Origin of the sequence: Sphingobacterium composti (genome assembly GCF_009829075.1) — a bacterium.
GTDB lineage: Bacteria > Bacteroidota > Bacteroidia > Sphingobacteriales > Sphingobacteriaceae > Sphingobacterium > Sphingobacterium composti.
Genome location: NZ_WUQZ01000004.1, coordinates 103,321 through 116,255, shown reverse-complemented (window position 1 = coordinate 116,255; position 12,935 = coordinate 103,321). Strand labels below are relative to the sequence as shown.

At 35.2% G+C, this 12,935-nt stretch carries 11 protein-coding genes; 6 read left to right on the top strand and 5 right to left on the bottom strand.

Translation table 11 applies throughout. From position 1 onward, the window contains the following. Nucleotides 1-7 precede the first annotated feature (7 nt). Nucleotides 8-424 carry a type II 3-dehydroquinate dehydratase gene (gene aroQ / locus GOQ17_RS04400; RefSeq protein ID WP_159635339.1) on the bottom strand — a complete coding sequence of 139 codons (417 nt, stop codon included), beginning with the start codon at nucleotides 422-424 and terminating at the stop codon, nucleotides 8-10. A gap of 35 nt (nucleotides 425-459) precedes the next feature. Next, nucleotides 460-2,103, bottom strand: coding sequence for a gliding motility protein RemB (locus tag GOQ17_RS04395; RefSeq protein ID WP_159635336.1), 1,644 nt, complete (start codon nucleotides 2,101-2,103; stop codon nucleotides 460-462). 185 nt (nucleotides 2,104-2,288) lie between these two features. Between GOQ17_RS04395 and GOQ17_RS04390 the strand changes: the two genes are divergently transcribed. Then, a complete protein-coding gene (locus GOQ17_RS04390) occupies nucleotides 2,289-3,710 on the top strand; it encodes a glycoside hydrolase family 125 protein (RefSeq protein ID WP_159635333.1) in 1,422 nt (473 codons plus the stop codon). A gap of 69 nt (nucleotides 3,711-3,779) precedes the next feature. After that, nucleotides 3,780-4,604: a glutamate racemase gene (gene murI, locus GOQ17_RS04385; protein ID WP_159635331.1), complete on the top strand. Its 825-nt coding sequence runs from the start codon at nucleotides 3,780-3,782 to the stop codon at nucleotides 4,602-4,604. A gap of 27 nt (nucleotides 4,605-4,631) precedes the next feature. On the opposite strand, the gene GOQ17_RS04380 is transcribed toward murI, so the two are convergent. Beyond that, the gene (locus tag GOQ17_RS04380) at nucleotides 4,632-5,048 is read right to left on the bottom strand and encodes a SufE family protein (RefSeq protein WP_159635328.1); all 417 of its coding nucleotides are present in this window, start codon (nucleotides 5,046-5,048) and stop codon (nucleotides 4,632-4,634) included. Between the two features lies 1 nt (nucleotide 5,049). Continuing rightward, entirely contained in the window at nucleotides 5,050-6,273 is a 1,224-nt protein-coding gene (locus GOQ17_RS04375) for an aminotransferase class V-fold PLP-dependent enzyme (protein WP_159635325.1), read from the bottom strand. 176 nt (nucleotides 6,274-6,449) lie between these two features. On the opposite strand from GOQ17_RS04375, the gene GOQ17_RS04370 reads away from it, so the two are divergent. The 4 genes from GOQ17_RS04370 to GOQ17_RS04355 all read left to right on the top strand — a co-directional run bounded on the left by GOQ17_RS04370 (nucleotide 6,450) and on the right by GOQ17_RS04355 (nucleotide 11,832). Continuing rightward, nucleotides 6,450-7,445, top strand: coding sequence for an acyl-ACP desaturase (locus GOQ17_RS04370; RefSeq protein ID WP_159635322.1), 996 nt, complete (start codon nucleotides 6,450-6,452; stop codon nucleotides 7,443-7,445). A gap of 328 nt (nucleotides 7,446-7,773) precedes the next feature. Further along, the gene (locus GOQ17_RS04365; RefSeq protein ID WP_159635319.1) at nucleotides 7,774-9,078 is read left to right on the top strand and encodes an NAD(P)/FAD-dependent oxidoreductase; all 1,305 of its coding nucleotides are present in this window, start codon (nucleotides 7,774-7,776) and stop codon (nucleotides 9,076-9,078) included. Nucleotides 9,079-9,184: 106 nt separating this feature from the next. Next, on the top strand, nucleotides 9,185-10,846 hold the full coding sequence (locus GOQ17_RS04360) for a DNA polymerase/3'-5' exonuclease PolX (protein ID WP_159635316.1): 1,662 nt from the start codon (nucleotides 9,185-9,187) through the stop codon (nucleotides 10,844-10,846). An 11-nt stretch (nucleotides 10,847-10,857) separates the two neighbouring features. Next, nucleotides 10,858-11,832: a 2-hydroxyacid dehydrogenase gene (locus GOQ17_RS04355; RefSeq protein WP_159635313.1), complete on the top strand. Its 975-nt coding sequence runs from the start codon at nucleotides 10,858-10,860 to the stop codon at nucleotides 11,830-11,832. Between the two features lie 52 nt (nucleotides 11,833-11,884). On the opposite strand, the gene GOQ17_RS04350 is transcribed toward GOQ17_RS04355, so the two are convergent. Next, nucleotides 11,885-12,913, bottom strand: a complete 1,029-nt coding sequence (locus GOQ17_RS04350; protein ID WP_159635310.1) for a nucleoside hydrolase — start codon at nucleotides 12,911-12,913, stop codon at nucleotides 11,885-11,887. Nucleotides 12,914-12,935 lie beyond the last annotated feature (22 nt).

Sequence of the window (12,935 nt, the reverse complement as noted above, 5' to 3'; positions counted from 1 at the left end):
TTTCTTATTATATAAAACTCTCTATTCCTAATCGATAACTATCCAATCCAAAACCTAGTATCACTCCCTTACAATTTTTGGATAAATAAGAGTGATGTCTGAATGATTCACGCTGATGTACATTAGAAATATGTACTTCCACTACCGGTGTAGTTATACCTGCAATAGCATCAGCAATTGCTACCGATGTATGTGTATAGGCTCCTGCATTCAAGACTATTCCATCGAAATCAAATCCTACTTGATGCAATTTATCAATAATTGCACCTTCAGAATTACTTTGAAAATAGGTAAGATCTATACTAGCAAATCTATCTTTCAAAGATTTGAAATAATCTTCAAACGATTGTTCACCATAAATACTTTTTTCACGAACACCTAACAGATTAAGGTTAGGTCCATTTAGCACCAATATTTTCTTCATGTTATAGATTAATGAATAAATATAGATATCAGTTTTTAAATATCATTATAAAAATTGCGGAAACTAGATCTCAAGCCAAAATTAATCACACCTGATTTTTGGGTTTTATCTCCCTCAATAGTGCGGAAACGCTGTGTATACCCTAATTCCAAACGCAAATTATATTTTGGATTTAAAACATAGGCTGCTCTTAGATCCGCAAAATACAAATTGTTCTTCACCCCCTGTCCAATTTTATTACCATACATTTCCGGGATTGTTCTATAAGATTGAAAAATATCCCCCCCCATATTTGTCTCCATATTAGGATCAGTTCCAAATGTGCTAAACATACCTTTACCCGAAAAGTCAAATCTTTTATAAGAATAATTTGCGACACCAATTAATTCTCTAAAATTTGCACCTCTAGGGTGCGCTAATGGCTCACCATTATTACTGTAATTTGAAATAGAAACAAAATGCTGATACGTATATGGTCTAACTAAGTTGTATTCTCCTAAGAAATTAAGTCCGCGTACACCAAACGTATTAAATCCTCTAACACCCAACTGCGTACCCCACTTGTTATGTGCGTAACCATTCCCTGCAAAGAATTCTTTAGCTGTAAACTCTCCAAGCAAAAATTGTCCGTAAGCTGTAATATTATTTAAGATTTTGTATTTAGCATTCAACCCCAAAAACATTTTATCTGGAGATGTGCGATTATTATTCTCGACTGGACGGAAAAATACACCAGGATTCAAATAATTAAAATCAAACCCTCTGTATCCCGCCTGATTTCTATTTGACCATATTACGGATTGAAAAAATCCAATTGATAGCCTATCTGTTGCATTATAATCAATGAATTGGAATGCTCCGTACTTGATTCCATCGCCAAATCGTCCTCCGGAGTCTAAAGAATCTATTCGAGGATTCATAGGGTCATTCATATAGGCCCATATGGAAGTATATTGCACATTACCAATTTCACCTGTAAATTTAAGATGAGTATAATTAGATGAAAAGTCCGATAATAATAGCGAGCGATATCCATCACCGATGTGATTTTTATCAAATGCAGCTGTTAATTGGAAATACGGGCTGAAGTCGTACGTCAAAGATGCTGTCGCGTACATCCAATCTTTAGTTCTTTTGGAAAATGGCTTTTTTACAGAAGATTGACCTGGCACTACGCCGACTTCTGATATATAGTCATCCATATAATTGGCAAATACACCTTGATTTTCATAGAAGGAAGAGTGGAATGTAAATTTATCTTTTATAGTAAGACCAACTTGCACTCCTCTTGTATTCATCCAAGTCGTACGTTTTTCAGTATCAACAACTTCCGAACCAATTTGAAAGTCTGGGAGAAAGTCTAAATAAAATGAGTGATCATCTTTTTTTACATCTACCAAATGTTCATTGAAAAGTTTGCGCATAATCCAATTCTCTGATGAAACTGCGTTAGCATTAGCCAAGGAGTCTTTTCGCTCTAAAAGTTGACTCTTGAACAGAAAAGGTCGGGACGCAGTATGTAACCTTGTTTTGGAACTGTATAAAATATCATTATATTTCTGGGATTGATCATAAGAATAAACTTGATTTGCAACTTGTGCAGCAGCGGGCATTAGGACGCCTCCATTTAGCAGTATTATTGATGCCAGTAATGAGGATATCTTCTTTTTTTTAAGCATAGATGATTTTGAGAACTGACTACAATGATATACAATAATCCATGTTTTTAATAATTTCTTTTTAATAAACAATATTCATGCCTAAATAGGAATATAATTTTTACAATAATTCTCTTTAAAAAATATTATATTAGCGACAGCTAAAACGTTTTATAAGTCAACTTTTAACTGATAACCATATAAACATGAATAGAAAAACATTTTTACAACAATCTGCATTACTTGGTGCTGGTATGATGGCAAGTAAATTTTCATTTGCGCAATCCAATGCTAATTTTCCAGAAGTAAGAGTACCATTTGCAAAAAGACATTTCAATAGCAATATCATTGAAGATGCTATTAAGGAGTTTCAAAAAAACGTGAGTAATAAAGAGTTAGGATGGTTATTTAATAACTGTTTTCCTAACACATTGGACACCACAATTTATGATGAATCGACTACTACACAAAAATTGACTTACGTCATCACTGGTGATATCGATGCAATGTGGCTGAGAGATAGTAGTGCTCAAGTATGGCCGTATTTGCAATTCATGCATAAAGATAAAAAGCTTCAAGACCTTATTTTGGGGCTAATTAATAAACAATCGAAGTGCATTAACATCGATCCATATGCAAACGCTTTTTACAACGATCCAACTAAAGAGGGCGAATGGTTCTCTGACCACACCGAAATGAAAGCTGGTATTCACGAGCGCAAATGGGAAATTGACTCTTTGTGTTATCCTATTCGTCTAGCTTATCAATATTGGAAAACAACAAATGATACTACTCCTTTTAATGATGAATGGGTAAAAGCGCAAGAAAATACATACAAGACTTTTGTAGAACAACAAAGAAAAGAAAACTTAGGACCATATAACTTTTCACGCACTACTTCAAGAGGAACAGACACATTACAAGTAGATGGTTGGGGATATCCAGTTAATCCTGTTGGCCTTATATGTTCTAGTTTTAGACCTTCAGATGATTGTACTATATTCTTATTCTTAATTCCTTCGAATTTATTCGCAGTAGTAAGTTTGCGACAATCCGCAGAAATCTTAAGAAAAGTTAAGAACAATACAACATTAGCTTCAAAAATGGAGGCTTTAGCTAATGAAGTAGAGAAAGCTGTAAATGAATACGGTATTATCGACCATCCTAAATTTGGAAAAATATATGCTTATGAGGTAGATGGATTTGGAAGTACTATGATGATGGACGACGCAAATGTCCCATCATTATTATCATTACCTTATTTAGGTGCTGTAAATGTGAACGATGAGACCTACCAACGCACACGAAAATTCATTTTATCGGAAAATAATCCGTTCTTTTTCAAAGGTAAAGCTGGCGAAGGAATCGGTGGGCCTCACATTGGTCGTGATATGATTTGGCCTATGGCTATTACAATGCGTGCCATGACTTCAACAAATGATGACGAAATTCGTGATAGTATCAAAATGTTAGCGTCTACGCATGGTGACACTGGATTTATGCATGAAACATTCCATAAGGATGACCCAAAGAAATTCACACGTCACTGGTTTGCATGGGCTAATACTTTATTTGGGGAATTATTATGGAAAATATATAAAGAAAAGCCATCTTTGTTGAAGTTTTAACGGTTATTCTTATTCAAAATTTTATATCATATATAAAGACTTAGGAATAACCCTAAGTCTTTTGTTTTTATGAGCACACAAGGTCCCATTGGTATTTTCGATTCTGGATATGGCGGATTAACCGTTTTCAAGGAGATTTATAAGAAACTTCCTCAATATGATTATATCTATCTAGGCGATAACGCTCGTGTTCCTTATGGCACTCGTTCTTTCGAAACCGTTTATGAATTTACCAAAGAATGTGTTTTCAAATTGTTCGACTTAGGATGCAATCTTGTCATTCTAGCCTGCAATACGGCATCTGCCAAAGCTTTACGAACTATCCAACAAAATGACTTACCCGAAGGTAAAAAAGTGTTGGGTGTGATTCGTCCTACGACAGAATCCATTCATGAATATACAAAGACAAATAACATTGGAATTCTAGCAACACAAGGTACGGTTTTATCCCAATCTTATTTAATTGAAATAGAAAAACTTCATCCTGAAATTAACGTTTTCCAACACGCATGCCCATTTTGGGTGCCTTTGGTGGAGAATAATGAAATCAACAGTAAAGGTGCTCATTACTTTATTCAGAAAGATGTGAATGAGCTTTTGAGTCAATCGCCTGATATTGATACTATTGTATTAGCTTGTACACACTACCCTATTTTGTATCCTATAATCCGGAAATACACGCCAGCGCATATCCAAATACTAGCACAAGGTGAATTGGTCGCAGATAGCTTATCCGATTACTTGATTCGACATCCTGAAATCGAAGAAAAATGTAGTAAAGAAGGAAAAATAGCTTTTTATACGACAGACGATGCTAAAGACTTTTCAGAAAAAGCATTCGTATTCTTTGGAGAAAATATAGAAGCAAAAAGTATTAAAGTCAATAAACAATAAAAGGTCTCTTTCGAGACCTTTTATTGTTTATCTATTTTGCAAAGCTATTGCATACATTTTCATTTGTTTGACCATAGATAGAAGTCCATTGGCACGTGTCGGAGACAGATGCTCTTTCAAACCGATTTGGTCGATGAAGTACAAATCTGCTTCTGCTATTTCTTTGGCTGTGTGACCTGATAATACCTTCACCATTAAGCTAACCAAACCTTTTGTAATTACTGCATCTGAATCAGCTTTGAAAAATACTTTCCCGTCAACTACTTCAGGAAACAACCACACTTTAGATTGACAACCCTTAATAATGAATCGGTCTGTCTTGTATTGCTCATCAATCAACGGAACTTCCTTACCCAATTGGATGATATACTCATATTTCTCCATCCAATCCCCATAAAACGCAAAATCCTCGATTAATTCGTCTTGTATTTCGTTTATTGTCATTTTACAAAAGCATATTTAATGCACGAGTCAAACCCGCAATAAATGTATCTATATCTTCTTTGGTATTGTACACAGCTAAACTAGCACGTACTGTTCCTGGAATTTGAAATTGGTCCATCACAGGCTGTGCACAGTGATGCCCAGTACGAACCGCAATACCCAATTTGTCCAATAACACCCCAATATCATACGGATGTACACCATCCACGACAAAGGAAAGCACAGAAGATTTTTGAGCCGCTTCACCTATAAGTCTTACACCAGGAATTTCTTTGATTTTAGTAGTAGCATATTCCAACAATTCGTCTTCATAAGCTTTAATATTATCAATTCCTAAATCATTGATGTAATCAATTGCTGCCGCCAGACAGATTCCTGCTTCAATATTTGGTGTGCCAGCTTCAAATTTGAATGGCAACTCATTGTACGTTGTCTTTTCGAAAGTCACATCTTTTATCATATCACCACCACCTTGATAAGGTGGCATCGCATTTAGCAAATCTTTTTTGCCATACAATACACCTACACCCGTTGGTGCGTACATTTTGTGACCTGAAAAAGCTAAAAAGTCAACATCTAAAGCTTGAACATCAATAGCAATATGCTGAATTGCCTGTGCTGCATCTACAAAAACAGGAACATTTTTAGTATGCGCTAAATCTATAATTTCTTTAATAGGATTAATTGTACCTAATGAATTCGACACATACGTTATAGAAACTAATTTCGTCTTGTCGGATAATAAATTTTTGTAAGCTTCTAAATCCAACTCCCCGTTTTCATTCATTGGAATGACACGAAGAATAGCTCCTTTCTCCTCACACAACATCTGCCAAGGCACTATATTCGAGTGATGTTCCATCGCAGAAATGATAATTTCATCCCCTTCAAGCACAAAAGCTTTACCGTAACACGATGCAACTAGATTAATACTATCTGTTGTTCCTTTGGTAATGATGATTTCAAAATCATCTTTCGCATTTATGAATTCTTGGACCTTGCGACGTGTAACTTCGAAAGCATCAGTTGATATCTGACTCAAGTAATGTACACCACGATGCACATTCGAATTCATATCGCTATAGTAATTGGTGATAGCGTCGATTACAACTTGTGGTTTTTGTGTGGTCGCACCATTATCCAAGTAAACCAAGGGTTTACCGTTCACTTCCCTTTTTAACAAAGGAAAATCAGCACGAACTTTTTCTATATTTATTTTTTTCAATTTTATCTCCAAAATTTTCGTTACAAAGGTAATATATATAGATCCAAAATGAGAGTTTTAAATGTATTCTTTTAGTAAAAGATGATGATTACAATATATTTTTGGAAACTTTTCGAATATTTTTTTTGTTATTTTTCCAAACACATATTTCATTTATACATACCTTTGTACTAGTTATGCAAGAATTACCATTAAATATTCCAGAAGGATCTAGGAAAGAAGTAATGACTTATTTGGAGCCTTACATGCTCAACGAAATGAGTGAATACTTAAAACCAGTAGAAGAAATGTGGCAACCCGCTGATTTTCTTCCAGATTCTTCTAGAAGTACTTTCTTCGAAGAAGTTCGTGATTTACAAGAAAGTGCAAAAGAATTACCTTACGATTTAGTAGCTGTATTAATCGGTGATACGATTACCGAAGAAGCATTGCCAACCTATGAATCTTGGTTGACGATGGTCGAGGAAGTCGATAAAAATGAGCAAGGCGGATGGATGAAGTGGGTACGTGCTTGGACTGCCGAAGAAAACAGACACGGAGATTTATTGAATAAATATTTATATCTATCAGGTAGAATCAATATGCGCGAATTCGAAATGAGTACGCAACATTTGATTGCTGATGGTTTTGATATCGGTACTGGAGCAGACCCTTACCGCAATTTTATTTACACTTCTTTTCAAGAATTGGCTACTAATGTTTCGCATAGACGTGTAGCGGGTATTTCGAAAAAAAGTGGTGATAAATTGTTAGCAAAAATGTGTGGTGTAATCGCTGCAGATGAAGCACGTCACGCCAAAGCCTATATGTCATTTATTTCAAAAGCATTTGAAGTTGACCAAAGTGAGGTGATGCTAGCTTTTGAAGATATGATGCGTAAAAAAATTGTTATGCCAGCTCACTTTTTGAGACAATCTGGTGAAGCTAAAGGTGGTGCATTCTCGCATTTCTCGGATGCTGCACAACGTATTAACGTTTATACAGCTATTGATTACGTTGATATTTTGAAAGAATTAATCGCCGAATGGAAAATTGACCAAATATCAGGTCTTAATGAACAAGGCGAAAAAGCACGTGATTATTTGATGAAATTACCAGACCGTTTGCTTCGATTAGCAGACAGAATAAAAGTTCCAGAATTGGAATATAAATTCAAATGGATATACGGATAAAATAAAAGATATGAAAACGTTCTAAATTTTAGAGCGTTTTTTTCTTTACGCTAATTGCCTCTTTTAAATAGTTATCTCCCTGCTCTCTACCTCAACAAATCAAACTCAAAACTGTTAAACTATTATAGAAAAATAGCGTCTAAACATATAATGTGTATAAATTACACTAAGAAAATATTGTATAAACAACCAAAAATGGGTTAATTACACTATTTCGCTGTATTTTACACAATTTTATAAGTAAACTATTAAAAAATTAATATGGAATTATCTTATTTTTTTAAGATATTTGCATTTCATTTTCACAGAAAACAAACAAACTAGCGATATGTTATTAAATCGTTCTGAACGTTCTTTCCCTCGTGTTATCATTATTGGTGGTGGATTCGGAGGTGTCGAAGTAGCAAGAAAATTAAAAGATAAGGAAGTAGAAGTTTTATTGATTGACCGTAACAACTTTCACACTTTCCAACCTTTGATGTACCAAGTTGCGACAGGTACTCTTGCGGCGGATTCCATCTCCTTCCCTATTCGCAAGATGTTTAAAAATCAAGAGAATTTTAAATTTCGTCTCGCGGATGTATTACATATCGATAAAGATAAGAAAGAAGTTCACACCTCTGTAGGAACTTACGATTACGATTATCTAGTAATCGCTTCTGGCGCAACAAGTAACTTTTTTGGTAACCAAGAAGTGGAGAAAAACTCTCTTCCGATGAAAAGCATTCAAGAAGCGCTTAACATCAGAAGTTATGTGTTGCAAAATCTAGAGAAAGCAGTTTTGTTAAAAAACGCTTCTGACCGTGCTCCATATTTGAATTTTGTGATTGTAGGTGGTGGTCCAACAGGTGTGGAATTATCTGGCGCTATCGCAGAAATTCAACTTCACGTATTAAAAAAAGATTATCCTGAGTTATCCGTAAACGAAATGAAAGTTTACTTGGTAGAGGGTACAAGCAAAATATTAGGTGCGCTTTCGGAAAAATCTTCACGTGATTCAGAAAGATACTTGAAAGAATTAGGCGTGACTGTATTGACAGACACACAAGTGACAGGATACGATGGTGATACGATTACATTTAACAATGGTCAAAGTATTACAACTAAAACTGTGATTTGGGGTGCTGGTGTGAAAGGTCAATTCCCAGGCGGAATAGATGCTGCTATCATAGAAAGAGGTAATCGTATCCGTACAAATGGCCAATGTCAAGTAGAAGGCATGAATGAAGTGTATGCAATCGGTGATGTGGCGGCGATGATTACAGAAGAAACGCCACGAGGTCTTCCGGGTGTGGCTCCTGCAGCGCAACAACAAGGAACTTACGTAGCGAAGCATATCATCAATATTTTGTCAAATAAACCAAATACAGAGGATTTCAAATATTTTGACAAAGGTTCCATGGCGACAATTGGTCGTAATAGAGCCGTTGTTGATTTAGGAAAATTCCACATGAATGGTTTTATCGCTTGGTTGACGTGGATGTTTGTTCACTTAATGTCTATCTTCGGTTTCCGCAATAAGTTGGTAACATTTGTCAACTGGACAATTAAGTTTATGACTAAAAACTCTGGTGTTCGTCTTATCGTAGACAAATATGAAAGACCTGCAGACAAAGAAAAAGCGCAAGCTTAGATAATTAGAATCCTATATTAAAACAAATAATAAGTACAAATGTCGGTAATGTAAATTGCCGACATTTTTTTATTTAGTACTTTTGATAATAAAATTAAAACTTACTATGGATAATAAAACGATAGCACGCGCATTCAAACTTTGTGGACAATTAATGGAGCTTTATAACGAGAATCCATTTCGTACAAAAGCAATGGCGAGTGCCTCGTTCAAAATAGATAAACTCCCCTTCTCTGCCGCTACTGCTTCTCTTAAGGAGCTGAGCGCACAGCAAGGAATAGGTAAAAGTACAGCTGAAAGAATTAAGCAAGTTATTACCACAGGTTCATTTCCAGAATTGGATGAATTAATCGCCAAAACACCTGCTGGAATTTTGGAAATGCTTAAAATTAAAGGATTAGGCCCGAAGAAAATCCAAATTATTTGGAATGATTTAGAAATCGAATCGGTAGGCGAATTGTATTATGCCTGCAACGAAAACAGATTAATAGAAGCCAAAGGCTTTGGATTAAAGACACAAGAAGACATCAAGAAATCCATCGAATTTGCAATGGACAATCAAGGCTGGTTCTTGTATGCCAAAGTATTACCCTTTGCAGAGAAAATATTTACATCTTTAAGAGCGGATTTGCATGGCTTTGAATTAAGTTTTACGGGGGAATTTCGACGCAAATGTGAAGTACTTCAACGCGTAGAATTAATAACCAATGCGCCCTTACAAAATTTAGAAAAAGCTATTATAGATTTAAAATTTGAATCTCAGGTAGAAATTAACAATAATAGTATTTCCTTTGTTGATGAAAATGCATGCCCATTTTTAGTATATAGTGCTACTGATAATTTCGCAAAAGAATTACTCCTAACAACAGGTTCAACACAACATATTGATTTATTAAAATCAATTAATTCACAAATTCCACATGGAACCGATGAAAATGATATTTATAGCAAACTAGGTTTAGCTTATATCGAGCCGGAGCTTCGTGAAGGTTTGGATGAAGTTGAATTAGCTAAAAATAAAGCTTTACCAAAACTGATTACATTCGAAGACCTCAAAGGAACTTTGCACAATCACTCCACCTACTCGGACGGTGTGCATTCCTTAGCCGAAATGGCACGATATTGTAAAGAAGAATTAGGCTTAGAATATCTAGGTATTTGTGACCACTCAAAGACAGCCGTTTATGCCAATGGATTGACTGTGGAGCGATTGGATCAACAGTGGGCTGAGATTGATAAATTAAATCAACAACTAGCTCCATTTAAAATATTCAAAGGCATTGAATCCGATATTCTTTCGGATGGTTCATTGGATTATTCGGACGAAATCTTAGCCAAATTCGATTTTGTAGTAGCATCGGTACACAGCAATTTGAAAATGGATGAAGAAAAAGCTACCGCTCGTCTTATCAAGGCTATTGAAAATCCATATACCACAATTTTGGGCCACCCAACAGGAAGATTACTCTTATCAAGAGCTGGTTATCCATTAGATTTCAAAAAAATCATTGACGCTTGTGCTGCCAATAAAGTAGTAATCGAAATTAATGCGAATCCATTGCGTTTGGACTTGGATTGGAGATGGCACCGTTATGCCTTAGAAAAAGGAGTTTTACTTTCTATCAATCCCGATGCACACCGCACAGAAGGACTTTTGGATATGCATTACGGTGTATTTGTAGGTCGCAAAGGTGGTTTATCAGCAGACAAATGTTTGAATGCATTCTCATTGGAACAGATTTCAGCTTATTTCAATATAAAAAAATAAACGAAAAACACATGAACGTATATATATCGCGCAATATTCCAGCTGCAGCAATTGAAGTTTTAAAAGAATATGGCTTGGAAGTCACTGTTAATTCTGAGAATAAAAAACTAACACAGCAAGAACTTATTGACGCATGTCAAACTGCTGATTTATTATTAAATGTGGGTCATGCTGATTTAGACAAACATTTTTTAGAATCTTGTAAGCACCTAAAAGGTATTGCATTGGCGAGCGTGGGATACGACCATGTAGATTTAGAAACCGCAACAGCTTTAGGCATTCCGGTTTCTAATACACCTGATGTGTTAAGTGGAGCAACGGCAGATGTAGCATTTCTGTTGATGTTAGCAGTTTCGAGAAAAGCATTTTATCGTGCCAATGAAGTTCGTGAGGGTAAATGGAAGGATTTTGAGTTTATGCAAGATTTAGGTATTGAACTCAATGGCAAAACACTGGGCATTTACGGATTAGGACGTATTGGGTTAGAATTAGCAAAGAAAGCAAAAGCTGCTTACAATATGAACATCATCTACTACAACCGCAGTAGAAACCCATTAGCTGAACAACTAGTAAATGCGAAGTATGTTAATTTTGATGATTTATTGACGCAGTCGGATGTTATTTCCGCGCATACGAATCTTTCCGCAGAGACACAATATCGATTTAATAAAGAAGCTTTTAAACGCATGAAAAAATCTGCTATTCTTATAAATACAGCGCGTGGTAAAGTACATCATGAACAAGATTTAATAGAAGCCTTACAACAAGGGGAAATTTGGGGAGCCGGATTAGATGTGACTGACCCAGAGCCAATGTCTTCTACCAATCCTTTATTACAGATGCCAAATGTTTGTGTATTGCCTCACATTGGTTCTGCGACAATAGAGACCCGCACACAAATGGCAATCATGGCAGCAAATAATCTTATTGTCGCCAAGAATGGAAATAAAATGATGCAAATTGTAAATAAAGAGGTGTATAAATAAAATTAGAGTCCAATATCAAGATATTGGACTCTAACTTTATATTACTTAATTGTTACCTATATTTTCTAGGTTTTTGTTTGATCAACTCTACAAAGTACTCTTGCAATGGCTTAATATTTTTGTCATCTATAGACAAGACATAGTGCTTTCCATTCTGACTTTCTTCAAAAAATGTAAAACCCTTGTTATCAACAGTCAATTTTCCTGCCTTAGAAATATCAAGCAAATTATTTTCTTGCTCTATTGCATAATACACAGAAGTCAAATCCCAAGTTGGGCGGTTATATGGGAAAGGTCTATAGCGTTTGTACGCATCCACTAGTGGGTGATTCTTAGTCCAATTAAAATCATTCTCAATACTTTTTGCAGGATACATTACTTTTAACCCTACTTCAAACGGTGACAAAACTATGTCTACTGGCCAATTTTCTATCACAAACTTAGCTGCTGGTATGTCGTGAACTACATTAAACTCAGCACGCTTCTTTTCACCAAATGAACCTGCCATTATGGAAAGGTATTTCACTTTTTTGCGCACCAAATCAACACCACTCAATGGTGAATATTGATCCCCTTCAGACTTCAATAATCTATCTAGATTAGTTGAGAAACCCACGGAAATAATTATAACAGATTGATCCTTTTGCTTAGCTAATATTTTACGGTACAACTTATGGGATTCCAATAATTTATCATGATCCTTAATACTATACTTATAAAATTTTATAGAGTCATTATATGCCACCATGTTTTTGCTGTAGTCCACATAATCATTGATAATAACTCCGTTTTCTATTCTACCTATTGGTATCTTAGAATGTCCATACCAAGTGTTCATCATATCCAAAAAGCGTGTAGAATAATCAGAAGTCTTATTATTCATAATCCCTAAAAGATTGATTCTATTTTGATCTGTATATTTATACAACATATCTAACGCTAATGCATCATCGATATCATTGCCCATATCTGTATCAAAAATTACCTGAAGTTTTCCTTCTGTTCGAAATGGATTACTCGTGATTTGTGCCATTGACAATAATCCTATCGCCAACAATGGTATTAAAAATAAGTATTTCAAGGTATATGTTTTAATTAGTTAA

Excerpts from the sequence above, each read along its gene's own strand:
- aroQ (WP_159635339.1), bottom strand. The coding sequence starts at position 424 with ATGAAGAAAATATTGGTGCTAAATGGACCTAACCTTAATCTGTTAGGT.
- GOQ17_RS04395 (WP_159635336.1), bottom strand. The coding sequence starts at position 2,103 with ATGCTTAAAAAAAAGAAGATATCCTCATTACTGGCATCAATAATACTG.
- GOQ17_RS04390 (WP_159635333.1), top strand. The coding sequence starts at position 2,289 with ATGAATAGAAAAACATTTTTACAACAATCTGCATTACTTGGTGCTGGT.
- murI (WP_159635331.1), top strand. The coding sequence starts at position 3,780 with ATGAGCACACAAGGTCCCATTGGTATTTTCGATTCTGGATATGGCGGA.
- GOQ17_RS04380 (WP_159635328.1), bottom strand. The coding sequence starts at position 5,048 with ATGACAATAAACGAAATACAAGACGAATTAATCGAGGATTTTGCGTTT.
- GOQ17_RS04370 (WP_159635322.1), top strand. The coding sequence starts at position 6,450 with ATGCAAGAATTACCATTAAATATTCCAGAAGGATCTAGGAAAGAAGTA.
- GOQ17_RS04365 (WP_159635319.1), top strand. The coding sequence starts at position 7,774 with ATGTTATTAAATCGTTCTGAACGTTCTTTCCCTCGTGTTATCATTATT.
- GOQ17_RS04360 (WP_159635316.1), top strand. The coding sequence starts at position 9,185 with ATGGATAATAAAACGATAGCACGCGCATTCAAACTTTGTGGACAATTA.
- GOQ17_RS04355 (WP_159635313.1), top strand. The coding sequence starts at position 10,858 with ATGAACGTATATATATCGCGCAATATTCCAGCTGCAGCAATTGAAGTT.